We start from the raw sequence: 22,270 nt of genomic DNA, 5'->3' as shown, positions 1-22,270 counted from the left end.
GCGATCCTCCGTACGCCGAGACTCCGCTTCGACGGTAAATTCCTCGCATGACTACCGTGAGGAAGCCCGCCGTACCGCTCATAGAGGCTGCGCTGCTTCTGACCGGCTGCGCACCGTCGCCGGACCTCACTGACCCCGAAGTCTCCGCGTGCAATACAACCTCGCTTTGGCAGGCAGAAGGCGACGGTAGTCTCGAGCGGGCCGACGCGTACGCTCGGAAAATCCGTAGAGACCTCACAGGCGTGTTCGACGACAGTGCCATCGAGGCTTCTACCAAGCGCTTCATCTCTGCTATCGAGCGTGGTGAGCAGGGCTCTTTCCACGAGCTATCGCGGGAGATACGCGATGCATGCGAGGACGCCCGTTGGGAGCCACCCGAGGGATGACCGGCCAGTCGGCGCTCGGGAGGCCACCCAGATAAGGGCGTCGAGCGAGGGAAGCGCATCCTCTCCCCTGTCGTTGAACGAGCGGAACGAGACGCCCGCGGAACGCTTGCCGGACATAGCATGGCTACACGGCGGGCAGTAACCCTCGGAGCCTGGCAGCCTTCCGGACGGTATAACGAGCCAGGCTCACGTGTTAATCCGCGCCAACGCCATCACGCTCTCGAGACCCTCCGGAGTCCCCGGCCAGTGACGGACGACCGCCTCACGACCGGCGTGGCGCACCGCGTACCGGATCGCAAGCGCCGTGACGATCGCGTCGTCGGCGTAGCCGATCACGGGCAGGAAGTCGGGCACGAGATCGATCGGCAGCAGCAGGTAGACGAGGAGCCCGGCCAGCCACCAGCGCGTTGCGCGCGGCACGGTGGGATCGGCGGCGAGCCGCCGGATCAGCCGGATCACGTCCGGCACGAGCCGGGCGAGGCTGCGCCAGTCGACGTCGCGCCCGGCACGGCGCTGCTGCACCCACAGCACGACGATCAGCCCGAGCCACAGCACGACGAAGCCGGCGACGACGCCGATCACGGTCCAGCCCCACTCCGGCATCCGCTCTCCGCCTTCCCGACGTCATCTCGCGAGCGACGCCGCATCGTGCGCCGGCCGCGTCACGACGATAGCGCGGGATGCTGAACGACGCCGCCGGGGCCCCGCCACCGGGTACCGTGCCGTGCCGACGGATGCCGCTGCCGCCGCCCTATGATGAACGCATCTGCCTGAGGGGGTAGGTGCCGGGCGGCTCCCGACCGCCCGGACTCGTCGGCATGCGCGGTGGGCGCAGGAATGCCGTTTGCGAGCGCGCCACACAGGCGCATCGCGACGGCGGATCGGCAGTGTGGAAGATGAGCACGCCCGCGGCAGGCTGGTACCCCGATCCGACCGACCCCGGTCTCACCCGGTGGTGGGACGGCGCCGCCTGGACGGGACACGTGCTGCCTCCGCCGTCCGCGGCGCCCCTCGCGCCACCGCCGCAGCCGGCACTCATCGCGACGACCGCGCCCCGCCGCGGGCTCCCGCTCTGGGCCTGGGTGGTGCTCGCCGTCATCGCCCTCGCGGCCGGCATCCTGCTCTCGCCCATCCTCGCGCCGCTGTTCCTCGCCGTGCTGATCACCGGCATCGTGGCCCTCGCGAAGAGCACGCCGACCTGGCTGCGGTTCCGCACCCGCGGTACCGCGACCGTCGTCACCGTGATCTCGGCGGTGGGGTTCCTCGTCACCGGGAGCCTCAGCTCCGTGGTGCTCGGCCAGCAGGGCGACGACCCGGTCGCCACCGTGCCGCCCGCCGCGATCGCGACGCCGAGCCCGACGCCGACGGCATCCGTCGCCGATGACGAACCGGATGCCGTGGCCGACGACGCGTCCGCCGGCTCCGCCCGGCAGCTGCTGGCGACCCTGCCGGTCAAGGGCCGCGCCGCGAAGACCGGATACTCCCGCGACCAGTTCGGTCAGCGCTGGCTCGACGTCGACCGCAACGGCTGCGACACCCGCAACGACATCCTCGCCGCCCAGCTCACCGGCATCACCCGCGAGGGCCGCTGCAAGGTGCTCACCGGAACGCTCGCCGACCCGTACACCGCGACCACGATCGACTTCGTCCGCGGCCAGGGCACATCCGAGCTGGTGCAGATCGACCACGTCGTCGCACTCAGCGACGCCTGGCAGAAGGGCGCCCAGGCCCTGACCGCCGATCAGCGCGCCGCCTTCGCGAACGATCCGCTCAACCTGCTCGCCGTCGACGGAACGGCCAACGCGCAGAAGGGCGACGGCGATGCCGCGACCTGGCTGCCGAAGAATCGTGCGTTCCGCTGCGAGTACGTGGCCCGGCAGGTCGCGGTGAAGGCCGCGTACTCCCTGTGGGTGACGCAGGCCGAGCACGATGCGATCGCCCGCATCCTCGACGGATGCCCCGACCAGACCGCCCCGGTGTCGGGTCACACGCCGAGCGCACCCGCCGTCGACACGACACTCGAACCGGCTCCTGTGACGACACCGGCACCGGTGGCGACGACGACCCCCGCACCCACTCCGACACCGGTGCCCTTCGCCCCGGCGCCCGCGCCGACCACGGCGGCACCCGCGCCGGCCCCGGCGCCCGCTCCCCCGACGACGGTCACCTACGCGAACTGCACCGCCGTGCGCGACGCCGGCGCCGCCCCCATCCGACTCGGCGATCCGGGGTACTCGACCAAGCTCGACCGCGACGGCGACGGCGTGGGCTGCGAGTAGCCAGCCTTCCGGCCGCCGTGTCACCCGTCCGCCGCCGGCCACCCTCCGTGCCACACTGACTGTCATGCCCGAGCACACGACGACCGACCCGCGTCAGGCGCGACGCCTGCCCGAGACACTCGACGAGTTCCAGCGTGCGGAGGGGCATCCGCAGTTCCGGGTCGACGTCGAGCGCATCCGGTTCTCGCCGTTCTACTCGCGGCTCTCGGCCGTCACCCAGGTGATCTCGCAGGCCGGCGCAGGCCTCGCCGTGCACAACCGGCTCACCCACTCCATCAAGGTCGCCGCCGTCGCCCGGGCGATCGCGACGCACCTGTCCACCCGCACCGACGAGGCGAACCGCATCGTCACCGAGCTGGGCGGTGCGCATCCGGTCGTCGTGCAGGCGGCGGCCGCCGCGCACGACCTCGGGCACCCGCCGTTCGGGCATCTCGGCGAGCAGACCCTCGACCGGCTCGCGCGCGCCCGGTTCGGGCTCAGCGAGGGCTTCGAGGGCAACGCGCAGACCTACCGCATCCTCACCCGCCTCGACGAGCACGACCGCCCTGCCGTCGGCCTGAACCTCACCGCCGCGGTGCGCGCCGCAGTGCTGAAGTATCCGTGGCGACGCGGCGAGGGCGGGCCGCGCCGCGGCGGCGCGAGCAAGTTCAACTTCTACGCGATCGACGAGCAGGATGCCGTGCAGGCCCTCTCGCCCTACCCGCTGATCGAGCGCGGCCAGCAGACCGTTGAGTGCTCGATCATGGACATCTCCGACGACATCGCGTACTCGCTGCACGACCTCGACGACTTCTACCGCGCCGGGCTGCTGAACCCGGCGACGCTGTCGGCGGAGTTCCGCTCGTGGCGGCGCGACCTCGTGCAGCTGCGCGCCGCCGATGCCGAGATGCTGGCCGCCGACACCCGCACGCCCGGTCACTCGCTCGAGCTGCTCTGGCGGCGGTTGCAGAATCGTGACGGCTGGATGGCGGATGCGGATGCCTTCAGCGACGCCGTCGCGAAGGTGTCGACGGAGGTGATCGACGGGCTCGTCGCCGAGCCTTTCGACGGGTCGCTGGCCAGCGAGCGGTCGCTGGCCAGGTTCACCAGCGCCTGGATCGCGCGGCTGCAGTCGTCGGTCGAGGTGCACCGGCATCCCGACATCCGATCCGGGCACGTGAGCCTGAGCCGTCAGGCGTGGCACGAGGTCGCGGTGCTGAAGTTCCTGCACGAGCGGTTCATCCTCGAGCGCCCCGACCTCACCGTGTACCAGCGGGGGCAGGCCAGTGTGCTCGAGCGACTGGTCGACGGGTTCGCCGCGTGGCTCGACGACCCGCGCGACGCCCGCCGCGCTCCGCGCCGGCTCATCGACCTCGTCGAGCTGGCGACCGACGACTACCACCGGCTGCGCAAGGACTCCCCCGAGCTCATCGAGGCGCGGGCGGATGCCGATGTCGCGGCCCTCGCGCGCGGACGCGGCATCATCGACTACGTCGCCTCGCTCACCGACGCGCAGGCCACCTCGCTCGACGCCATGCTCGCCGGCCGCACCGAGCGGCTGTGGGAGGCGGGGCAGGGACTGTAGCGCGGCATCCGGCTCGCGAGACTTGCCTTCCAGCACGAGACTTCGCTGCTGAACGTCTGTCTCATGCTGGAAGTGAAGTCTCGCGGGGAACGGAACGGAACGGATCGGCCGGGGCGCAGGGCGGGCGTGGGAGAGTAGGAGCACTCTCACCGAGCCAGGAGGAAGTCATGCGCGCTGTCGTCTACGACCGGTTCACCAAGGATTTCGACGACCTGCAGCTGCGCGAGGTGCCCGAGCCCAAGGTGGCGCCGGGATCCGTGCTCATCGAGGTGAAGGCCGCCGGGGTGAATCCGGTGGACTGGAAGGTCATGGCCGGGTATCTCGACGCGATCCTGCCGACCCAGTTCCCGGTGATCCCGGGCTGGGATGTCGCGGGCGTCGTGATCGCCACCGGCGCCGACACCCCGGAGTTCCAGGTCGGCGACGAGGTCATGGCCTACGCGCGCAAGGATGTCGTGGGCGCGGGCACCTTCGCCGAACGGGTCGCCGTGCCCGTGCAGGCGGTGGCCCGCAAGCCGGCATCCCTCACCTGGGAGCAGGCGGGCGGCCTTCCCCTCGCCGGCGGCACCGCGCTGCGGTGCATCGACGCGCTCGGCGAGCTGCACGCCCGCACGGTGCTGATCCACGGCGCCTCCGGCGGAGTCGGCAGCCTGGCCGTGCAGATCGCGATCGCCCGCGGCGCACGGGTCATCGGCACGGCATCCGAGCGGAACCACGACTACCTGCGCGGCCTCGGCGCGCATCCGATCACCTACGGCGAGGGGCTGGCCGACCGGGTCCGTGCCCTCGTGGACGGCCCGGTCGACGCCGTCGCCGACTTCGCCGGCGGCATGATGCGCGACACGATCGACGTGCTCGAGCCCGACGGTGTGCACGTGTCGGTCGCGGACTCGTCCGCCGCAGCCCACGGCGGGCGGTATATCTGGGTGCGCCCCGACGGCGCCGAGACCGCCCGGCTCGCGTCGCTCGCCGACGAGGGCAGGCTGCACGTCGAGGTCGCCGAGGCGTTCCCCCTCGACCGGGTGGCGGATGCGTTCCGCGCGAGCGCGTCGGGCCACACCCGCGGCAAGCTCGTCATCGTCCCCTGACGGTCTTGGCCGCATCGTCCCCTGACGGTCTCGGGCGCGCTTCGCGGCATCCGGCTACCAGACCTCGGCTGACCGAGTCAATCCCGCGACAAGCGGGGTGATCATGGCGCACACTGTGAGCAGCGGGGAGGCGTTCACGATCAGGAGGCTGCCATGTCGGTCGACGACCCAAACCGTTTCGCGCTGCTGCAGATGTCACCCGATGACTGGGTGATCATCGACACCGCCCTCGACCCCGAGGACACCCATCGGCTCGTCGCGTGCATCATCGAGCACGACGGTCACGTGGAGGTGCGGTGGTTCCGGCCGGTGCCGCTGCCCGAACGGTTCGCCACGAGGACGGATGCGCTGCAGGCACTGATGGATGCCGAGCCGGCGACGGCATCGGAACCCGCGTCCGCGCTGGCGTGACGCGGGCGCGCCGCCGGCGTCGCCGGGCGGTCGCGGCCGTCTGACAGACGGCATCCGCCCGGCGGCCGCAGCCGCTGGCCGAGGGCATCCGTCGGCATCGCGCCCACGGCATCCGTCGGCATCACTGCATCCGCTGTCATCCCAGACGCAGAGAGCCGGCCGGACCGCAGAGCGATCCGGCCGGCCTCGACTGGTGTCAGCTCAGCGCGAGGGCTCAGAGCACCTCGTCGTCGCCGGGAGCACGCGTCGAGCGACGCGAGACGTTGCCGTCGGGCGTGGCCTCCGTGCGCGTGATGACGTCTGTGCGGCGACGGCGGGCCATCAGGATGACGCCGATCAGGACGGCCAGCACTCCGGCGGCCATCAGGATGTAGCCGATCATCTGCAGGTTCGCCCATTCCACCTGCACGTTGAGGGCGAAAGCGAGGATCGCGCCGATCACGAACAGGACGATTCCGGTACCGATGCTCATGGCATGTTCCCTTCCGTTCCGGCGACGTCCGGGCGGTCGTCGCGCACTCATCAGGCTGGCCGAGACGACGGTATGCCAGAAGGGGGTTGACAACGGGTGCGCAGATCGGGGCGCGGTTGAGCAGCGTTTCGGGCGGGTCAGAGTTCGCCGGGGCGCATCGCCTCGGCGTCGATCGCGCGGGCGATGCGCAGCGCGGCCGTGTCGACGGGCGGCTCGCCCGCGGCATCCGCTCGCTGTCTGCGCGGGGCGTAGACGACCAGCGCGTGGAACAGGAACCGGGCGAGGAAGGCGACCACCAGCGAGATCGCTGTGGCGATCACGCTGGAGATGTGCCAGGTCTCGACCATGAATGCCATCACCGGGATGCGCAGGGCCGCCTCGACGCCGTTGAACGACACGGATGACGCGAAGCGCACCCACAGCCGGGAGGCGAGGTGACGCTCCTCGCGGAAGACGAACAGCTCCTGCAGCACGAAGTTGCCGATGATCGTGGCGGCCGCGCCGATGACGGCGGCCAGCACGTAGTCCATGCCGAGGTGGGTGAGCGCCCACATGATGCCGATGTTCGCGACGGCGCCGATGCCGCCGATCACCGCGAACAGCCCCATCTTGCCGAACCGCAGCCGTGCCAGGTGGGCGAGGAAGGTCGCACCCTGCCGAAGGCTCGCCTTCGACGTGCCATGCCTCCGGGTGCCGAACTCGAGCGGCACTTCGGCGATGCGCAGGTCGTGGCGCTCGCCGCCGCGCACGAGGATCTCGAGCAGGATCTTGAACCCCTGCGGGCGCAGCGTGTTCACCTCGACGCGTGACCGGTCGACCAGGAAGAATCCGGTCATCGGGTCGGTGCTGCGCCACAGCCGGCGCAGGAACATCGCCTTCGTGATCGCCGTGGCGGCCTTCGAGACGCCGAAGCGCATCACGGTGCCGAGTCCTGCGGAGTCACCGCCGCCGATGTAGCGGGACGCTGCGACGACATCGGCATCCCCCTCCTCGTACCGCGCCAGCAGCGCGGGGAGCAGTTCGGGCGGATGCTGCAGGTCGCCGTCCATGACGATGCAGACGTCGTGCGAGGCCTCGGCGAGGCCGAGGACGACGGCGCCGCTGAGGCCGCCGGTGTTGCGGTCGCGGTGGATGCCGCGCACCGGCAGCGGTGCGGATGCCGCGACGCGGGCGATCTCGTCCATGGTGTCGTCGGAGCTGTCGTCGACGAAGAGGATCTCGGCGGGCGACCCGGCGAGCGCGGCGGCGGTGCGCGCGACGAGCTCGGCGATGTTGTCGCGCTCGTTGAACGTCGGGACGATCACGGTGACGGGGACGCTCATGTGCTCCCCTCGATCCGGAACAAGCGACGCGGGAACCATCGTGCCATCTTTCGCTGGACGCCGAGTACGGGCTGGTTCCCTGAGGCTCTCGAAGGGCCCGGCGCCCGTACACCGTGGCGCCCGTAGGCTTGATACATGACTTCTGCATCCGAGATCATCACGATGTTCGGCGCCGACTGGTGCGGCGACTGCCGTCGCACCAAGAAGCAGCTCGACGAGCTGGGCGTCCCGTACACCTACATCGACCTCGTCGCCGACCCGGCCGCGGCCGATGTCGCCAAGGAGATCTCGGGCCGCACGAACATTCCGGTCGTGGTCTACCCCGACACCAGCCACCACGTCGAGCCGTCGAACGCCGACGTCGAGGCCAAGCTCCGCGAGCTCTCCCTCATCTGACGCCCCGCCGCGCCTCGCCGCGCCGGGTACGCTGAGGCCGACCGGTGAGGAGACGACGATGACCGACGACGCGTTCGTGCAGATGGCAATGACGGATGCCGGCCGGCAGGGCACGGCATCCACCCCCGGCGCAGCATCCGCCGCCGACGCAACCGGCGCCCCGGACGCTCTCGACGACGCCACGCGCGACGCGCTCGACGCGCTCGACGCCGACATCGCCGCGCTTCAGCGCGGTGCGCGCACGTGGTCGCACCTCACCGTCGCGCAGCGCGCGACCCTGCTGCGGGCGGTGCGCACCACCGTCGTCGCGGCGATGGCCGACTGGGCGAACACCGCCGCCGACTCCAAGGGCCTGCGGCCCGGCCACCCGCTGCGCGGTGAGGAGTGGCTGAGCGGGCCGTACTCCGTGCTCTTCGCGCTCGACTCGTACGCCACCAGCCTCGACAGGCTCGCGAGCGGCGGCAGCCCCCTCGACGGTGTCAGCACCCGTCGCGCACCCGGCGGTCGCACCCGCATCGACGCCTTCCCGCTCACCACCATCGACCGGTTCCTGCTGTCGGGGTTCCACGGCGAGGTGTGGCTCGAGCCGGGTGTCACTCCGCGCACGGCCCGGGAGTCGGCCGGTCTCGCCCAGCGCGTTCCCGACGGGCCGAGTGAGGTCGGACTCGTGCTCGGAGCAGGCAACGTCACCTCGATCCCCGTGCTCGACGTGCTGTACGAGCTGCTCGCACACAACCGCGTCGCGCTGTTGAAGGTCAATCCGACCCAGGATGCTCTGGTGCCGGTGTACGAGCGCGCGCTGGCTCCGCTGATCGAGCCGGGGTTCCTGCGCATCGTGCGCGGCGGGCCGCAGGTCGGCGCGTATCTGACCGGACATCGCGATCTCGTCCACGTGCACATCACCGGTTCCGCGGCCACGTTCGACACGATCGTGTGGGGTCCGTCGACCGGAGCTCAGGCCGAGGCGACCGCGCATCGTCGCCGTGAGAACCGGCCGCTGCTGACCAAGCCGATCACCGCCGAGCTCGGCGGCGTCTCGCCGATCATCGTCGTTCCCGGTGCGTGGACCGACGCCGATCTCACCTTCCAGGCCGAGCACATCGCGACCATGCGCCTGCAGAACAGCGGACACAACTGCGTCGCCGGGCAGGTCGTCATCCTCTCTCCCGACTGGCCGCAGGCCGAGCAGTTCCGCACGGCCCTGCGCCGTGCCTACGCCGGGGCGACCGAGCGGCCCGTCTGGTACCCCGGGTCGCCGGGGCGCATGGGCCAGGCTGCGGCGGACTACCCGGACGCGCTCGTGCTCGCCGATCGGATGCTGGTCGAGATCGACGAAGACACGGATGCCGCGGCCCTGCAGTCGACCGAGTACTTCGCTCCCGTGCTCGGAGTGGTCGAGGTGCCCGGCACCGGGCAGGAGTTCCTGGATGCCGCTGTCGCGTACGCCAACGAGCGGCTGCACGGCACGCTGGGTGCGAACCTGCTCATCGACCCGGTGACCGAGCGCGAGCTGGGCAGCGGGCTCGAGCGCGCGATCGCCGAGCTGCGCTACGGGGCCATCGCGATCAACACGTGGACCGGCGTCGGGTTCACCGTTCCGACGCTGAGCTGGGGCGCCTACCCGGGGAGCACGGTCGACGATGTCGGCAGCGGCATCGGTGTCGTGCACAACGCCCTGCTACTCGATCGCGTGGAGCGTTCGATCATGCGCGGGCCGTTCCGCCCGTTCCCGCGGTGGATCCCCGGGCGCCTGCTGCATCCTCGATCCCAGAGCCGGTCGAAGTTCTCGATCCTGCCGAAGCCGCCGTGGTTCGTCTCGGCGCGCACGAGCGCCGCCGTCGGCGAGGGGATGACGCGCTTCCGCACCCGCGGCGGCATCCTGACCCTCATCCGCATCCTGCTGCAGGCGCTCCGCGCCTGACTCCCTCAGTCTCACCCCGTCACCTACTGACGCCGAAACCCCTCACCAGTGCCGAGACCCCTCATGATTCGCGCAAATCACGAGGGGTCTCGTCAACCACGAGGGGTTTCGGCGGAAGGGGAGGGGGTCAGAGGGAGGCGAAGCGGTCGGTCGCGGTGCGCAGCGCGCGGGCGATGCCGGGTTCGGCCGCCGAGTGGCCGGCGTCGTCGACGATCACGAGCTCGGCCTCCGGCCAGGCGGTGTGCAGATCCCAGGCCGTCATCATCGGCGTGCACACGTCGTACCGGCCCTGCACGATCACAGTCGGGATGTCGCGGATGATGCCCACCCCGTCGATGAGCTGCCCCTCGTCGAGCCAGCCGCAGTTGAGGAAGTAGTGGTTCTCGATGCGCGCGAAGGCGGTGGCGTGCCGCGGGTCGGTCGCCTCCGCGACATGCTCGGGGTCGGGGCGCAGGGTGACGGTCGACGCCTCCCACCTGGTCCACGCGACCGCCGCGGGCACGTGCACCTCGGGGTCGGGATCGAACAGCCGCCGGTGATACGCCTCGATCATCCGACCCCGCTCGAGCGGCGGGATGACGGCCTCGTAGTCGGCCCACAGATCGGGGAACAGCGCCCCGGCACCGCCCTCGTAGAACCACTCCAGCTCGTGCCGGCGCAGCGTGAAGATGCCCCGCAGCACGAGTTCGCTGACGACCGCGGGATGCGACTGGGCGTAGGCGAGGGCGAGGGTACTGCCCCAGGATCCGCCGAAGACCTGCCAGGTCTGGATGCCGAGGTTCTTGCGCAGCAGCTCGATGTCGGCCACGAGGTGCCAGGTGGTGTTGAAACGCAGGTCGGCCGCGGGGTCGCTGGCGTGCGGGGTGCTGCGCCCGCATCCGCGCTGATCGAACAGCACGATGCGGTACACCTCGGGGTCGAAGAAACGCCGATGCCACGGCGCGGTGCCGCCGCCCGGCCCGCCGTGCAGGAAGACGACGGGCTTGCCGTCGGGGTTGCCGCTCTGCTCCCAGTGGATGCGGTTGCCGTCGCCGACGAGCAGGTCGCCCGTCTCGTACGGTTCGATCGGCGGATACAGTCCGTCCGGCTCCATGTTTCTCTCCCGGTCACGCACGCTTCAGGGCCCATTCACCGTATCCCGAAAGCGGTATACGGGTCGGGCGGCGCGCGCGACCGCTCGTCGCGCGTGTCCCGGATGCCGACCTGCCGCGACGCCTCGAGCGGTTACAGCTCGTCGCCGGGCAGCGCGAAGGTGTCGCAGACCCCGAGCCCGTTCCGGTACCCGTTCGCGAACCAGTACTTACGCTGTTCGCTCGTGCCGTGCGTGAAGCTCTCGGGGCTGACGAACCCACCCGATTCCTTCTGGATGTGATCGTCACCGACGGTGTACGCCGCATTCACGGCATCCGCCAGCTGCTCCTCCGTCGGCGCCTGCAGGTAGGGCTGCCCGTTGGGGTCGCGCAGCTCGGCGGCGTCCCCCAGCCACGCGCCTGCGTAGCAGTCGGCCTGCAGCTCCATGCGCACGCCGTTGCTCTCGGGCCCGGTGCCGTTGTTCGGGTACTGCTCCATCACGCCGGTGATGTTCTGGATGTGGTGACCCCACTCGTGCCCGACGATGTACAGCTGCGCAAGCTCCTCGGCCGAGGCGCCGAACTGCTGGCGCATGATCTGGAAGAAGTCGGGGTCGATGTACACACCCTGCTCGGGCGGGCAGTAGAACGGTCCGACGGCGTTGGATGCCGTGCCGCACTGCGTAGGCGTCTGACAGTGATGATGGTGGTGGGAGCCCCGCAGCGGTCGTCCTGACTCTGCGTCTGACTGACTTCGGGTCTTGAACGGGATCTGTCGGTCGTTCGCTGCGGGGCTGCCTTGCACTCACCGTGCGAGGGTTGTGACCTCATAGGAGCCTGTGCCAGCAGGCACCCATCACTGTCTTGTCCACTCGCTCTCGGCGGTGCGTGCCGTTCTGTCCGATTGAGTGAGAGGAACGGCGATGACCACCATCGCACGAGAAGTCGAAGATGACCAGATCGAGGTAACTGTCGGAGTCGATACCCACGGGGACACGCATACGGCCGCGGTGATCGATACGACTGGCCGGCTGCTGGGTTGCCAGCAATTCCCTGCTGACATGACTGGGTATGCGGCGCTGCTGAGCTGGGCCGTGGCGTTCGGGGTCGTGCTGCTGGCAGCGATCGAGGGCACCGGCGCATACGGTGCCGGGCTTGCCCGGTATCTGCGCGGTGCTGGGGTTGATCTGTTGGAGATCGACCGGCCTGACCGGAAGGCCCGTCGGTTCGCGGGGAAGTCCGACCCGCTGGATGCGGAGGCTGCAGCCCGTGCAGGGCTGGCTCGGGTCCGCACCGGAGTTCCAAAAGACCGCACCGGGAAGGTCGAAGCGCTCCGAAATCTGCGTGTCGCGCGACGGAGTGCGGTCGACCAGCGCGCTGATTGCACCCGGCGCATCAAGACCCTGCTGGTCACTGCACCCGACGAGCTCCGCGAGCGTCTTCGGCACCTCTCGGATCGGGAGCTGCTGTGCACCTGCGCGGCGCTACGCCCCGACACGGCCCGTGCGGGCGAGCCTGAGCAGGCGACGAAGATCGCCCTACGCGCGCTGGCGCGACGGCACGCCTCGCTGGTCGAGGAGATCGTCGAACTCGACGCGATCATCGAACCCCTCGTCACCGCGATCAACCCCGCCCTGCTGGAGCTGAACGGCGTCGGTGCTGACGTCGCCGGGCAGCTGCTCGTTACTGCAGGGGAGAACGTCGACCGTCTCCGCTCCGAGGCCGCGTTCGCGATGCTCTGCGGGGCCGCTCCGATCCCCGCATCGTCCGGGAAGACCCACCGACACCGACTCAATCGCGGCGGCGATCGACAAGCGAACGCGGCCCTCTACCGCATCGTCCTCTGCCGTCTGCGCTGGGATCCGAGAACCCAGGCCTACGCACGCCGACGCACCGAAGAAGGCCTCACCAAGAAAGACATCATCCGTTGCCTCAAACGCCTCATCGCCCGAGAGATCTACTACACCCTGATCCGGACTTGACATCCATAGGAGCATCCCTCCACCACGGTCATCGTCGGCGCGACATAGCCGTCGACGTGATCCTCCCAGTAGGCGTTGAGCATGACCTCCGCGCCGGCCATGCGGCAGTCGTCGTTCGCATTGGCGTCCGCGCCGGTGTCGCATTCGCTGAGCGTGTTCGGGCCGGTCGCGACCGGCTGGCCTCCGCCGCCGGGCACGCCGCCGACGAGACCGGAGAGGTCGATCCCCAGCATGGGTCCGATGAGCAGGGCCAGGATGCCGACCACACCGATGCCGCCGCCGGCGATCGCAGCTCCGCGACCACGGCGACGGGTGGTGTTGCCCGAGATGTCGGCGTTCGGATTGAAGGTCATGGAGAAACGGTACCCCCGCCGGCGCACCGCGCACGGTGGTCTTGACATCGGAACGGATGCCGCGCTCGGCGCCCGCCCAGCGACCCGTCGGGCATAGCCTGGAGACATGGCGACGACGATCACGATCACGGGGGCAGGGGGACAGATCGGCTACGCGCTGCTGTTCCGCATCGCGGCGGGCGACATGCTGGGGCCCGACGAGCCGGTGCGGCTGCGGCTGCTGGAGATCCCGCAGGGCCTCAAGGCCGCCGAGGGCGCCGCGCTCGAGTTGCAGGACGGCGCGTTCTCGCTGCTCGAGCACGTGGAGGTCACCGACGATCCCGCCGTCGCGTTCGACGGCGCGAACATCGCACTGCTCGTCGGCGCCCGTCCCCGTGGCCCAGGCATGGAGCGCGGCGACCTGCTCGCCGCGAACGCCGGGATCTTCGGCCCGCAGGGCGCGGCGATCGCCGCGCACGCAGCATCCGACATCCGCGTCACGGTCGTGGGTAACCCCGCCAACACCAACGCGCTCATCGCCGCATCCGCCGCCGGCGGCGTGCCCGCCGAGCGGTTCACGGCGCTGACGCGCCTCGACGAGAACCGCGCCCGGGCGCAGCTCGCCCTCGCCGTGGATGCGCCGGCCGCGAGCGTCCGCCGCGTGCCGATCTGGGGCAACCACTCGGCGACGCAGTTCCCCGACATCTCGCACGCCACGCTCGACGGGGTCCCGCTCGCCGACGCGCTCGCGGAGCGGGTCGGCGACGTGCGCGCCTGGCAGGAGCAGACGTTCATCCCGCGCGTCGCGAAACGCGGCGCCGAGATCATCGAGGTGCGCGGGTCGTCGTCGGTGGCATCCGCCGCGAACGCGACGATCGAGCACACCCGCGACTGGGTGACAGGCACCGATGACTGGACGAGCGCCGGCGTGGTCTCGCACGGCGAGTACGGCGTTCCCGAGGGGCTGATCTGCTCCTTCCCCGTGCGATCCATCGACGGCCGGTGGGAGATCGTCGAGGGTCTGGAGCTGGACGACTGGGCGCGGGCCCGCGTCGACGCCTCGGTCGCGGAGCTGGTCGAGGAGCGCGAGACGGTGCTTGCTCTTGGGATGCTGTGAGCCGGCAGGGGCGGTACATCGCCGACTCGGGCAGAATGGATCGCGGAGGTGCGGTTCATGACCGATGTGACGAACGCGAATGCCGGGGATGCCGGACTGGAGGCGGCTCTCACGAGCCCGCTGACCCTGCCGCATGCCGCCGCCTCCTGCCCGCAGTGCCTGTCGGACAGCGACCACGACTGGTGGTCGGCCCGCCCGGAGGGCGCGCGGCTCGTCGGGTTGGTCGTAGCTCGCGAGGGGATGCCGTCGGTCACGCAGCAGCGTGATGATCTGGCCCGGTTCGGCGTGCCGATCGAGGGGTTCCGTCATCCGGCGCCCGAGATCCTCGAGACCTGGGGCGACCGGCTGGCACGCCTGATCGAGACGCTGCAGCGCGGCGACGTCCTCGTCGTCGCGAACGTGCACGCGCTCGGCCGCGACCTCGACGAGGAGACCCGCACGGTCGCCGAGCTGCGCCGCCGCGGGATCATGGTCAAGGTGCTCGGACACCACGCAAGGCACCTCGCCGACGCCGGGCGCTGACGGCACCTGCAGACCACGCCGCTGACCACACCGCAGACCGCGCCGCTGACCACGCCGTGCGCTGGAATCAGCGCGCCCCGGCACCTCCGGCCAGCAGGTCGTCGCGCAGTGACGACCCCTTGGCGTCGCTGAAGTACGAGACGGCGATGAACTCGTCGAACAGCGCGCACATCATGTTCTCCAGCTCGCCGAGGGGCGTCGAGAGCCGCACCACCAGCAACTGCTTGCTACCGGGAATGGGAATCCAGTAGTCGGCGATCAGCCGCAGAGTCCCGTCCGCCTCCGTGTCGTCCTGCACGGGCTCCACGCGGTGCGTGCGCAGCGCGGGGATCCCTGGTCCGCGCACCTCGACCATCGTCGCGTGCGCGGCGGGGTCGAGCTGCTTCAGCCCCTCGGCCATGACCTTCAGCACCGTCTCCGGCGCGGTGCCGATCGCCGGGCTCATCCGCAGCCCTGCCGGTTCGAAGACCAGCAGGGTCACGGGCAGCGGCGCCCCCGCGGCGATCTCGGTGGAGCACATGAGGGCCCGCACGTCGCCGCCGGCTCCGGCGGCGACGGCATCCTGCAAGCCGCGCCGGATGCGTGCGCGTTCCACGGCGCGGTCATCGGCCGCACCGACGGCATCCTTCGCGATCCGGCGGATCGACGCGGCAGTGGCATCCTCGCCGGACAGATCGACGGCGAACCAGCGCCCGGGCAGCCGGAAGCGCAGTTCCCGTCCGGTCACTCCGGCGCCGTCCAGGCGCCGTAGCGGGCGTCCATGCCCGTCAGGCTGACCCCGCCCTGGCCGGAGTCGGTGACACCCAGCTCCTCGAGCTCGGCCGCCGCTGCTCGCAGGTCGACGGGATCTCCCCCGTCTTCGACGCCTGCCGTCAGCACGATCGCGTTGGGCTCCCACGGCAGCGTCCGCCACACCGCCTCGACGACGGCATCCAGCTCGTCGGCCGTGAACGGCTCCGCCGAATCGGTCACGAGCGACAGCTCGAGCCCATGCCCGAAGCCATTGCGCCACTGCACCGGATCCTCCACCGCCACGACCCTCGGCGCCGCCGCCGGCACGGCATCCGCCACGACTCCGTAATCCACCGTCGTCTCCTCCGTCTTCTCCGGGGTCTGCGGCAGGATGCCGCATCCGGCCAGCCCTCCGCTGAGGAGCGTGCCCGTCAGGATGACGGCGAGCAGTCCCCGCCGGCTCGTTCTTCTCTGCGCCACGCTCACTCGCTCCACTGGTAGTACGACACGTCCGTGTACCCATCCTCGTTGAAGAAGTTCTGCAGACCGGGATGGTTCGCCTGCACGTCCCCGAGATGCTGCTGATACGTCTGCGAGTACTCCAGGGCGTTGTGCGCACCGGCATCGACGCCGAGGACCGGATCAGGGTTGGGCGGGTCGACACGGATCGTCGTCCAGTTCGGTCCGTGCGAGACGCTGTCGAAGTCGCCCGCGACGGCATCCAGCCGCGGCACGGGGTCGCCGTTGTGCTGCACCGAGACGACGTCGACCGAGTCCGGCACCGGCATGTGATCGATCGGCGCACCCGAGACGACCACGGCCTGCCAGTTGTAGTCCGAGTTGTACGACGCGAGGTGACCGGCCATGATCCCGCCCTGGCTGAAGCCGACGAGCATGACCGGGTCGTCCGGGCTGATGCCGGCCTGCTCCATGGCCTGCAGCACCGCACGTTCGTACTGCGTCCGGAGCGCCGGGGTGAGCATCAGCGCCAGATTGCTGTCGAGGTCGTTCACGGCACCCTGGTCACCGAACCGCGACAGCCACTCCTGGGTGCTCGGCAGGGTGACCGTGTGGTACCAGCCGTCGGGCCCGAGCACCTTGGTGATCTTGACCACCGACTCGGTCTCGCCGCCGAGTCTGTCGACCTCTGCGGTGCCGTTCAGCACGGTCGCGAGGTTCGGATGCTCGGGGATCCGGTTCCTGCTGACATCCGCGTACGGATCGGTGCCGCTCACCTGCGGTGTATCCGCGAGCACGTCCGAGAGCACGCTCCAGATGAGGAAAGCCGCAAGCACGGTGGCGACGACGGCGCCGATGATGAGACCGATCGTCCCGAACAGCGCTCCGATCGCGACGATGAGCAGCAGCACGACGAGCGCGCCGAGGATCGCGACGATGGTGCCGAGCACCCGCTGGATCAGGTCGACCACGCCGGCGAGGAAGTCGCCGATCCATTCGCCGATTCCGGCCAGGAAGTCGCCGATGTCGGAGAAGAACTCGCCGACGGTGTCGAGCCACCCCTCGTTGGTGGCGTCGATCGCCGAGTCGATGCGGCTCATCGCCCGCTCGGCCGCCTCCTCCATGTCGGCGCGGGCGCGTTCGATCCGGGCGCGCGCGTCGTCGACGTCGTCCTGCGCCCTCGTGGCCGCACCGCGGGCGGCCGACAGGCTGTCCAGCAGCGAGGGTTCGGGAGCGTCGGCCGCGTCCACGGCATCCCGTGCCTCGCGCACGCCCTGATCGGCCGTGTCGCGCCGGGCGATCGCCGCCTCGAGATCGTCCTGCGCGGCCTCGGCGTCGGCATGTGCCCTGGTGAGTTCCACCGCGTACTCGACGACGGCGTCGGCGGTGCCCTCATACCGGGGATGGATGCGGCTCAGGTCGCCGGCGACCTGCTCGTTCTGCTCGTAGAGCGCGCGGACCGATTCGCCCTCGTCGTCGCGTTCGATCGCGCGCAGGTCTTGGATCACGCTGAGGATGACGCGTGCCGAGGCGACCAGGCCCGACGCCCGTTCGGTGAGTTCGGCGGGTTCGCCGGGAAGGACGCTCATCCTTCTCCCCCGTCCGCCATCGTCTGGTCGAGGTCGCGGAAGGTGTCGACGATCGCCTGCATGAAGTCGGCGAGCGAAGTCAGGCTGTCGCGCAGATCCTCACGCGCCACGTCCCACTTGCCGCCGAAGTCCTCGATGCGGCCTGACAGTCCGCCGTGTCCGGTGAGGGCCCCGAGATCGTCGGCGATGCGCTCGGCTCCGTCGAAGTCGGAGGCCAGCGATCGGGCTCGGGATGCCGTGGCCGCCAGGCCGTCGAGGTCGATCCTCACATCGCTCATGACCCGCCTCCGCCGGCGACGCCTTCCAATGCGGCTGCGCGCGCCTTCGCGCGCCCGATCAGCTCGCCCACTTCGCGGTCGACGGCCTGGACCTCGGCGCGCAGCGCCGCAGCATCCGCCATCGACTGCGGTATCCGCACGTGCAGCGCGTCCAGCGCGGCGCGCAGTCCCTCTTCCGACACGGTATCCCCCTCCGTGATGCCGATCATGCGCGAAGAGGGGCCGGCCGACGGCCGGCCCCTCTTCGGGAGTTCCCCTGTGCGGGGAACGGCGTGCTCAGCCGCCGGCGAGCTGCTGATCCAGGTCCTGGATCGCGCGCATCATGCCCAGCAGCGACTCCGACATGTCGTTGATGCCATCCACGGCACCCTTCAGACCCGTCGTCAGCTCCTCATAACCCTCACCGAACTTGCCCGACGCGTGCTGCGTCTTGAAGTCCTCACCCAGCAGCGTGTCAACCTGGCTCTTGAGCACATCGAGCTGACCCTGAATGTCATCACGAGCCTGCGACAGCGACGACGCCACCTGCTCCATCTCCGCATAAGACGCACCGAAATCGGCCATCGTCCCCCACCTCCGCTAAATCGACTGGACCGGACCACCCCGGCCCGACACCACCAAACTAACAACACCCACCAACCACGTGCGATGGGCACAACTCCCCATCAGTCCGGCGGGGCCGTGACGAGGCGCACTGCCTGGAAAAGGTCACGCAGATCGTCCGCCGCCAGCGCCAGCATCCCGGGTTCGAACGTCACCAGGTCGACGACCACGAGCATCCCGCTCTGGTCGCCGATCCACCGTGCGCTGACGACCGGTTCCTGCTCGTCGCCGGTGAGCACCGCGTGGATGGCGCGGTCGTAGCCCTCGACATCGGTTCGCGTGACGGTCTGGACGAAGAAGCCGAGTCCGGCATCGGCCAGCGCAGTCAGGTCGTCGACCTCGTCTGAGCCGGGGCTGACGTACACGTGGGCGAGCTGGGGTCTCTCGAGCTCACCCAGCCACAGCATGCGCGCCTGCGCGCCGGGGAGCGGCGGCACGACGGCCTGCAGTTCGCGCAGCGCCTGTGCGAACTGAGCACGGCCGGTGCCGCGCGGCAGGACGGTCGCCACCTGGTCCGACCAGTCGTCGGCGTCGCGCCACGGCCCCTCCGGGAAGGCGAGAGGGATCGGCAGCCAGGCGTCGAGCGTGTCGATCGAGAGTGCGTTCACCGCCATCGGAAGGTCTCCATGATCGTGTCGACCAGTTCCACGCTGCCCTCGATGACCTCCGGATCGGCATCCACCGGATGCGGCAGCACCGCGACGAAGACGAGACCGAGCCGCGGCTCGGGAACCGGTGCGGCGAAGCCGTAGCCGAGGGTGACAGTGCGCACCTCGGCGAGCTCACCGGATCCGCTGTGCGCGGTCCGCCACCGGAGCACGTCGCCGAGCGGCGTCGCGATCCGCTCCGGCACGACGTCGAAGCGGCGTCGCACCTCGGAGTCGAAGTCGGTCCCTTCGACGCCGGCGATCTTGCGAGCTGCGATCGAGACCGGCGGCCTCCACTCACTGGTCTCCTCGTCGGGCAGATAGACGGCGAACGCCCGCGTGCGCTCGAGCTGCTTCCACTGCTCGGAGATGAGCAGACGCAGCTGCACGTCGAGGTCGGGACGACCGAGCGCTTTCATCCGGGCGACAGCCTTGCCCTGGAACGCGGCCCGACCCTCAGCATCCACCCGATACCGGCTCCATCCGGTCGGCATCATGATCGAGAAACCCCGCGGATCGGCCTGTGCGGACGGATCCGTCACACATACCCCTCGGGCAGCTCATCGTCCTTCCGCCTGCGCTCGTACTCCGGGACGAACCGGATCAGGACGATCACGAGCGGCACCAGCGCCAGCAGATTCACGATGAACGCGATCACGAGGCTGGGGTCGCCCGCGACGGTACGGGCCACGAGGAAGAAGAGCGCCGCGACGGAGGATGCGACGACGGGCCCGAGCATGCCGACGACGTTGCGCGCGTCGAGCATCTGGGCGCCGATGCTGTATGCCGTCGTCGCCACGACGAGCAGCACGGCGAGGACCACCAGCAGCCAGCCCGGCACCGGGAACACCGGGAACGGTGCGAGCTGGTCGTACGGCGCGGACTGATCCCGCAGCACCTGCCCGCCCGTCCAGATGAGCGACGCGACGAGGAAGAGGATCAGCAGCGCCGGCTGCACCAGCGCGGTGAGCACGACGATCTGACGAAGCCGGATTCGCACGACTGATTCGTGGGGAAGCGCCTGCACCATCTCAGCCTACCTTCACGTCTGACAGCACCGGGATGTGAGGAGACCAGCCCGCCAGCTGTGCGATGTCGTTGGCGGTGAACCCCGCCCACAGTCCCGTGTTGAGAATCTGGGTGGGAAGACCGGGCATCGCCCTCGAGGTGCTCGATATCACCTGCTGCACACCCGGGTTGGTCGCCCACTGCGAGTTGCGCATCGTCTGCAGGAAGGTCTGCACCTGCACCGCCTCGGTGCCGCCCAGGGGGATGGACCGGATCGGGTTGACGAACATGCTCGGCGCCGGAAGCGCCGCACGCGCGGTGGCGGGGGCGCGGAGCCAGGTCCAGGCGTTGCCGACCGCGCGGAGCGGGTTGAAGACCGGCACGCGGAAGGGCGTGAACGGGATGCTGAAACGGCTGACCGCCGAAGGCAGCCCTCCGCGGATCGCACCGACCACAGCGCCCCGGCCCGAGCTCATCGCGGCGCTGAGTGTGGGCACGCCGCGGGACAGGACCTTTCCGATCCCGAAGGGCACGAGCCCGAGCGCTGCCAGGGCCACGTCGCCCAGCGTGGCGCGTCCGAAGGCGAACTTGAGAGCGTTCAGCGCCAGCACCACGACCGACAGCGCGAGGATGATCCCGGCGAGCAGCCCGGTCAGCGGTGCGCCGATGATCAGGGCGATCACGGAGAGCACCAGCAGTACGACGGCGAGCACATCCAGCGCCGCGTCGACGAACTCCCAGAACCCGTCGTTGTTGCCGGCGGTCTCGTACGCCTTCTCGATCGAATCGACGGCTTCGTCGTAGGCGTCGGACCAGGTCTCGAACGTGTCGTCGAAGGCGGTCCACATCTCGTCGCGATGCTGCCTGGCGGTGCCGAGTGCCGCGGCGGCGGCGGAGACATCGGACGCCGCGGCGTCGAGGTCGCCCTGTTCGGGCTCGTCCTCCCAGGGCATCACACGCTCGATCGACCGCTGCCGTCCGACTGCGTCCTCCTGTGCGGTCTGCGCGGTCTGAAACCCGGTCTCTGCATCGCGGACCGCGTCCTCGTTCGCCCGGATCCAGTTCTGCGCCTTCTCGAGGGCGTCGGCGTAGATCCGCAGCGCCTTGCCCGTGTCGGTGTAGCGCACGGCCGCTGCCGACAGGTCGACGGCGGTCTCGGATGCCATCTCGGCGAGCTTGTCGGTGCCCTTGCTCTTGTGCACGGAGGAGTCGCCGATCGCCGTGAGCTCTCGCGCGGTTTCGCTCATCTGACCGCCGAGCTCGACCCACTCGTCACCGCGGTTCCAGATCTGCGAAGCGGATCCGGCGAGCTGACGCAGTTCGACGTTCGTGTTGGGCGAGCGCATCACTGGATCCTTGCGATCTGCGCGCCGGTGGTCTGCTCAGAGCCTGCGCTCTCGAGCTCGGCGGCGGTCTCGGTGTCCCACTTGTCCCAGTTGTCGACGATCGACTTCAGCTGGTCGCGGATGGAGCCGAGATCCTCGCTCAGCTTGTCGCGCTTTCGATTCCATGCAGACTCGAAGTCGCCGACCTTGTCTCGCAGCGAGGTGCGGTCGTCCGGGCGGTCGACCGCGTCCTCTAGATCGTTGTTGATCGCGGCGGCGTCGTCGAATGCGCCGATCGCGGCGTCGAGCCCTGCCAGCGCCTCTCGGAGGCGCGGACGGTCGAGCATGATGTCCATGTGTTTCCCCCATCAGGTGTCGAGGGACGGCTGGTCGGCCGCCCCTCGGCCACGAGATCCCCTTCGCGTGGGTGCTGGCGGTGCTCAGCCGCCGGCGAGCTGCTGATCCAGGTCCTGGATCGCGCGCATCATGCCCAGCAGCGACTCCGACATGTCGTTGATGCCATCCACGGCACCCTTCAGACCCGTCGTCAGCTCCTCGTAACCCTCACCGAACTTGCCCGACGCGTGCTGCGTCTTGAAGTCCTCACCCAGCAGCGTGTCAACCTGGCTCTTGAGCACATCGAGCTGACCCTGGATGTCATCACGAGCCTGCGACAGCGACGACGCCACCTGCTCCATCTCCGCATAAGACGCACCGAAATCGGCCATCGTCCCCCACCTCCGCTAAATCGACTGGACCGGACCACC

At 69.9% G+C, this 22,270-nt stretch carries 28 protein-coding genes; 10 read left to right on the top strand and 18 right to left on the bottom strand.

The genetic code is table 11. The annotated features are described in order from the left end of the window. Positions 1-47 precede the first annotated feature (47 nt). Entirely contained in the window at positions 48-386 is a 339-nt protein-coding gene (locus H7694_RS01255) for a hypothetical protein (protein WP_193597788.1), read from the top strand. Between the two features lie 186 nt (positions 387-572). Here H7694_RS01255 and H7694_RS01250 read toward each other — a convergent pair whose 3' ends face one another. After that, a complete protein-coding gene (locus tag H7694_RS01250; protein ID WP_193597787.1) occupies positions 573-989 on the bottom strand; it encodes a YkvA family protein in 417 nt (138 codons plus the stop codon). A 293-nt stretch (positions 990-1,282) separates the two neighbouring features. On the opposite strand from H7694_RS01250, the gene H7694_RS01245 reads away from it, so the two are divergent. The 4 genes from H7694_RS01245 to H7694_RS01230 all read left to right on the top strand — a co-directional run bounded on the left by H7694_RS01245 (position 1,283) and on the right by H7694_RS01230 (position 5,728). Then, positions 1,283-2,665, top strand: coding sequence for a DUF1524 domain-containing protein (locus tag H7694_RS01245; protein ID WP_193597786.1), 1,383 nt, complete (start codon positions 1,283-1,285; stop codon positions 2,663-2,665). 64 nt (positions 2,666-2,729) lie between these two features. Continuing rightward, on the top strand, positions 2,730-4,229 hold the full coding sequence (locus H7694_RS01240) for a deoxyguanosinetriphosphate triphosphohydrolase family protein (protein ID WP_193597785.1): 1,500 nt from the start codon (positions 2,730-2,732) through the stop codon (positions 4,227-4,229). Between the two features lie 167 nt (positions 4,230-4,396). Continuing rightward, complete coding sequence (locus H7694_RS01235) at positions 4,397-5,317, top strand: NADP-dependent oxidoreductase (protein ID WP_193597784.1); 921 nt, start codon at positions 4,397-4,399, stop codon at positions 5,315-5,317. 153 nt (positions 5,318-5,470) lie between these two features. Next, a complete protein-coding gene (locus H7694_RS01230) occupies positions 5,471-5,728 on the top strand; it encodes a hypothetical protein (RefSeq protein WP_193597783.1) in 258 nt (85 codons plus the stop codon). A 214-nt stretch (positions 5,729-5,942) separates the two neighbouring features. Here the strand turns inward: H7694_RS01230 and H7694_RS01225 are convergent, their stop codons facing one another. Further along, complete coding sequence (locus H7694_RS01225) at positions 5,943-6,200, bottom strand: DUF6458 family protein (RefSeq protein WP_193597782.1); 258 nt, start codon at positions 6,198-6,200, stop codon at positions 5,943-5,945. A gap of 137 nt (positions 6,201-6,337) precedes the next feature. After that, entirely contained in the window at positions 6,338-7,522 is a 1,185-nt protein-coding gene (locus H7694_RS01220; RefSeq protein ID WP_227468223.1) for a glycosyltransferase, read from the bottom strand. Positions 7,523-7,657: 135 nt separating this feature from the next. Between H7694_RS01220 and H7694_RS01215 the strand changes: the two genes are divergently transcribed. Both H7694_RS01215 and H7694_RS01210 read left to right on the top strand, forming a co-directional pair. Next, positions 7,658-7,918, top strand: coding sequence for a glutaredoxin family protein (locus H7694_RS01215; protein WP_193597780.1), 261 nt, complete (start codon positions 7,658-7,660; stop codon positions 7,916-7,918). Between the two features lie 58 nt (positions 7,919-7,976). After that, on the top strand, positions 7,977-9,839 hold the full coding sequence (locus H7694_RS01210; protein WP_227468222.1) for an aldehyde dehydrogenase family protein: 1,863 nt from the start codon (positions 7,977-7,979) through the stop codon (positions 9,837-9,839). A gap of 127 nt (positions 9,840-9,966) precedes the next feature. On the opposite strand, the gene pip is transcribed toward H7694_RS01210, so the two are convergent. Beyond that, positions 9,967-10,932: a prolyl aminopeptidase gene (pip, locus tag H7694_RS01205; protein WP_193597779.1), complete on the bottom strand. Its 966-nt coding sequence runs from the start codon at positions 10,930-10,932 to the stop codon at positions 9,967-9,969. Between the two features lie 131 nt (positions 10,933-11,063). Then, positions 11,064-11,714, bottom strand: coding sequence for a neutral zinc metallopeptidase (locus H7694_RS01200; protein WP_193597778.1), 651 nt, complete (start codon positions 11,712-11,714; stop codon positions 11,064-11,066). A 118-nt stretch (positions 11,715-11,832) separates the two neighbouring features. Between H7694_RS01200 and H7694_RS01195 the strand changes: the two genes are divergently transcribed. Continuing rightward, positions 11,833-12,891 carry an IS110 family transposase gene (locus H7694_RS01195; RefSeq protein ID WP_193597519.1) on the top strand — a complete coding sequence of 353 codons (1,059 nt, stop codon included), beginning with the start codon at positions 11,833-11,835 and terminating at the stop codon, positions 12,889-12,891. On the opposite strand, the gene H7694_RS01190 is transcribed toward H7694_RS01195, so the two are convergent. Next, positions 12,870-13,244 (bottom strand): hypothetical protein, encoded by a 375-nt coding sequence (locus tag H7694_RS01190; RefSeq protein ID WP_193597777.1) that lies wholly within the window; start codon positions 13,242-13,244, stop codon positions 12,870-12,872. The two genes, H7694_RS01195 and H7694_RS01190, sit on opposite strands and share 22 nt — an antisense overlap. A 106-nt stretch (positions 13,245-13,350) precedes the next feature. Here H7694_RS01190 and H7694_RS01185 point away from each other — a divergent pair, with 106 nt between their 5' ends. Then, positions 13,351-14,340, top strand: coding sequence for a malate dehydrogenase (locus H7694_RS01185; protein ID WP_193597776.1), 990 nt, complete (start codon positions 13,351-13,353; stop codon positions 14,338-14,340). A gap of 57 nt (positions 14,341-14,397) precedes the next feature. Then, the gene (locus H7694_RS01180) at positions 14,398-14,862 is read left to right on the top strand and encodes a recombinase family protein (protein ID WP_193597775.1); all 465 of its coding nucleotides are present in this window, start codon (positions 14,398-14,400) and stop codon (positions 14,860-14,862) included. A gap of 67 nt (positions 14,863-14,929) precedes the next feature. Here H7694_RS01180 and H7694_RS01175 read toward each other — a convergent pair whose 3' ends face one another. The 12 genes from H7694_RS01175 to H7694_RS01120 all read right to left on the bottom strand — a co-directional run bounded on the left by H7694_RS01175 (position 14,930) and on the right by H7694_RS01120 (position 22,231). Continuing rightward, positions 14,930-15,589 (bottom strand): hypothetical protein, encoded by a 660-nt coding sequence (locus tag H7694_RS01175; RefSeq protein ID WP_193597774.1) that lies wholly within the window; start codon positions 15,587-15,589, stop codon positions 14,930-14,932. Further along, on the bottom strand, positions 15,586-16,074 hold the full coding sequence (locus H7694_RS01170) for a hypothetical protein (protein WP_193597773.1): 489 nt from the start codon (positions 16,072-16,074) through the stop codon (positions 15,586-15,588). Before H7694_RS01170 ends, H7694_RS01175 begins: the two co-directional genes overlap by 4 nt. A 2-nt stretch (positions 16,075-16,076) precedes the next feature. Further along, complete coding sequence (locus H7694_RS01165; RefSeq protein WP_193597772.1) at positions 16,077-17,642, bottom strand: hypothetical protein; 1,566 nt, start codon at positions 17,640-17,642, stop codon at positions 16,077-16,079. Continuing rightward, complete coding sequence (locus H7694_RS01160) at positions 17,639-17,920, bottom strand: hypothetical protein (protein WP_193597771.1); 282 nt, start codon at positions 17,918-17,920, stop codon at positions 17,639-17,641. The genes H7694_RS01165 and H7694_RS01160 overlap by 4 nt, the downstream gene beginning before the upstream one ends. After that, on the bottom strand, positions 17,917-18,129 hold the full coding sequence (locus H7694_RS01155) for a hypothetical protein (protein WP_193597770.1): 213 nt from the start codon (positions 18,127-18,129) through the stop codon (positions 17,917-17,919). The genes H7694_RS01160 and H7694_RS01155 overlap by 4 nt, the downstream gene beginning before the upstream one ends. Positions 18,130-18,196: 67 nt before the next feature. Beyond that, positions 18,197-18,484, bottom strand: coding sequence for a WXG100 family type VII secretion target (locus tag H7694_RS01150; RefSeq protein ID WP_193597764.1), 288 nt, complete (start codon positions 18,482-18,484; stop codon positions 18,197-18,199). 101 nt (positions 18,485-18,585) lie between these two features. Continuing rightward, on the bottom strand, positions 18,586-19,137 hold the full coding sequence (locus tag H7694_RS01145; protein ID WP_193597769.1) for a hypothetical protein: 552 nt from the start codon (positions 19,135-19,137) through the stop codon (positions 18,586-18,588). Next, positions 19,128-19,712 (bottom strand): hypothetical protein, encoded by a 585-nt coding sequence (locus tag H7694_RS01140; RefSeq protein ID WP_193597768.1) that lies wholly within the window; start codon positions 19,710-19,712, stop codon positions 19,128-19,130. The genes H7694_RS01145 and H7694_RS01140 overlap by 10 nt, the downstream gene beginning before the upstream one ends. Further along, a complete protein-coding gene (locus H7694_RS01135; RefSeq protein WP_193597767.1) occupies positions 19,709-20,170 on the bottom strand; it encodes a hypothetical protein in 462 nt (153 codons plus the stop codon). The genes H7694_RS01140 and H7694_RS01135 overlap by 4 nt, the downstream gene beginning before the upstream one ends. A 31-nt stretch (positions 20,171-20,201) precedes the next feature. Beyond that, positions 20,202-21,524: a hypothetical protein gene (locus tag H7694_RS01130; protein ID WP_193597766.1), complete on the bottom strand. Its 1,323-nt coding sequence runs from the start codon at positions 21,522-21,524 to the stop codon at positions 20,202-20,204. After that, complete coding sequence (locus H7694_RS01125) at positions 21,524-21,859, bottom strand: hypothetical protein (protein WP_193597765.1); 336 nt, start codon at positions 21,857-21,859, stop codon at positions 21,524-21,526. The genes H7694_RS01130 and H7694_RS01125 overlap by 1 nt, the downstream gene beginning before the upstream one ends. An 84-nt stretch (positions 21,860-21,943) precedes the next feature. Next, complete coding sequence (locus H7694_RS01120) at positions 21,944-22,231, bottom strand: WXG100 family type VII secretion target (RefSeq protein ID WP_193597764.1); 288 nt, start codon at positions 22,229-22,231, stop codon at positions 21,944-21,946. Positions 22,232-22,270: the final 39 nt, after the last annotated feature.

The organism is Microbacterium sp. YJN-G, from assembly GCF_015040615.1.
GTDB lineage: Bacteria > Actinomycetota > Actinomycetes > Actinomycetales > Microbacteriaceae > Microbacterium.
This window is presented reverse-complemented; position numbering and strand designations above follow the sequence as displayed.

Excerpts from the sequence above, each read along its gene's own strand:
- H7694_RS01255 (WP_193597788.1), top strand. The coding sequence starts at position 48 with ATGACTACCGTGAGGAAGCCCGCCGTACCGCTCATAGAGGCTGCGCTG.
- H7694_RS01250 (WP_193597787.1), bottom strand. The coding sequence starts at position 989 with ATGCCGGAGTGGGGCTGGACCGTGATCGGCGTCGTCGCCGGCTTCGTC.
- H7694_RS01245 (WP_193597786.1), top strand. The coding sequence starts at position 1,283 with ATGAGCACGCCCGCGGCAGGCTGGTACCCCGATCCGACCGACCCCGGT.
- H7694_RS01240 (WP_193597785.1), top strand. The coding sequence starts at position 2,730 with ATGCCCGAGCACACGACGACCGACCCGCGTCAGGCGCGACGCCTGCCC.
- H7694_RS01235 (WP_193597784.1), top strand. The coding sequence starts at position 4,397 with ATGCGCGCTGTCGTCTACGACCGGTTCACCAAGGATTTCGACGACCTG.
- H7694_RS01230 (WP_193597783.1), top strand. The coding sequence starts at position 5,471 with ATGTCGGTCGACGACCCAAACCGTTTCGCGCTGCTGCAGATGTCACCC.
- H7694_RS01225 (WP_193597782.1), bottom strand. The coding sequence starts at position 6,200 with ATGAGCATCGGTACCGGAATCGTCCTGTTCGTGATCGGCGCGATCCTC.
- H7694_RS01220 (WP_227468223.1), bottom strand. The coding sequence starts at position 7,522 with ATGAGCGTCCCCGTCACCGTGATCGTCCCGACGTTCAACGAGCGCGAC.
- H7694_RS01215 (WP_193597780.1), top strand. The coding sequence starts at position 7,658 with ATGACTTCTGCATCCGAGATCATCACGATGTTCGGCGCCGACTGGTGC.
- H7694_RS01210 (WP_227468222.1), top strand. The coding sequence starts at position 7,977 with ATGACCGACGACGCGTTCGTGCAGATGGCAATGACGGATGCCGGCCGG.
- pip (WP_193597779.1), bottom strand. The coding sequence starts at position 10,932 with ATGGAGCCGGACGGACTGTATCCGCCGATCGAACCGTACGAGACGGGC.
- H7694_RS01195 (WP_193597519.1), top strand. The coding sequence starts at position 11,833 with ATGACCACCATCGCACGAGAAGTCGAAGATGACCAGATCGAGGTAACT.
- H7694_RS01190 (WP_193597777.1), bottom strand. The coding sequence starts at position 13,244 with ATGACCTTCAATCCGAACGCCGACATCTCGGGCAACACCACCCGTCGC.
- H7694_RS01185 (WP_193597776.1), top strand. The coding sequence starts at position 13,351 with ATGGCGACGACGATCACGATCACGGGGGCAGGGGGACAGATCGGCTAC.
- H7694_RS01180 (WP_193597775.1), top strand. The coding sequence starts at position 14,398 with ATGACCGATGTGACGAACGCGAATGCCGGGGATGCCGGACTGGAGGCG.
- H7694_RS01165 (WP_193597772.1), bottom strand. The coding sequence starts at position 17,642 with ATGAGCGTCCTTCCCGGCGAACCCGCCGAACTCACCGAACGGGCGTCG.
- H7694_RS01160 (WP_193597771.1), bottom strand. The coding sequence starts at position 17,920 with ATGAGCGATGTGAGGATCGACCTCGACGGCCTGGCGGCCACGGCATCC.
- H7694_RS01155 (WP_193597770.1), bottom strand. The coding sequence starts at position 18,129 with ATGATCGGCATCACGGAGGGGGATACCGTGTCGGAAGAGGGACTGCGC.
- H7694_RS01150 (WP_193597764.1), bottom strand. The coding sequence starts at position 18,484 with ATGGCCGATTTCGGTGCGTCTTATGCGGAGATGGAGCAGGTGGCGTCG.
- H7694_RS01145 (WP_193597769.1), bottom strand. The coding sequence starts at position 19,137 with ATGGCGGTGAACGCACTCTCGATCGACACGCTCGACGCCTGGCTGCCG.
- H7694_RS01130 (WP_193597766.1), bottom strand. The coding sequence starts at position 21,524 with ATGCGCTCGCCCAACACGAACGTCGAACTGCGTCAGCTCGCCGGATCC.
- H7694_RS01125 (WP_193597765.1), bottom strand. The coding sequence starts at position 21,859 with ATGGACATCATGCTCGACCGTCCGCGCCTCCGAGAGGCGCTGGCAGGG.
- H7694_RS01120 (WP_193597764.1), bottom strand. The coding sequence starts at position 22,231 with ATGGCCGATTTCGGTGCGTCTTATGCGGAGATGGAGCAGGTGGCGTCG.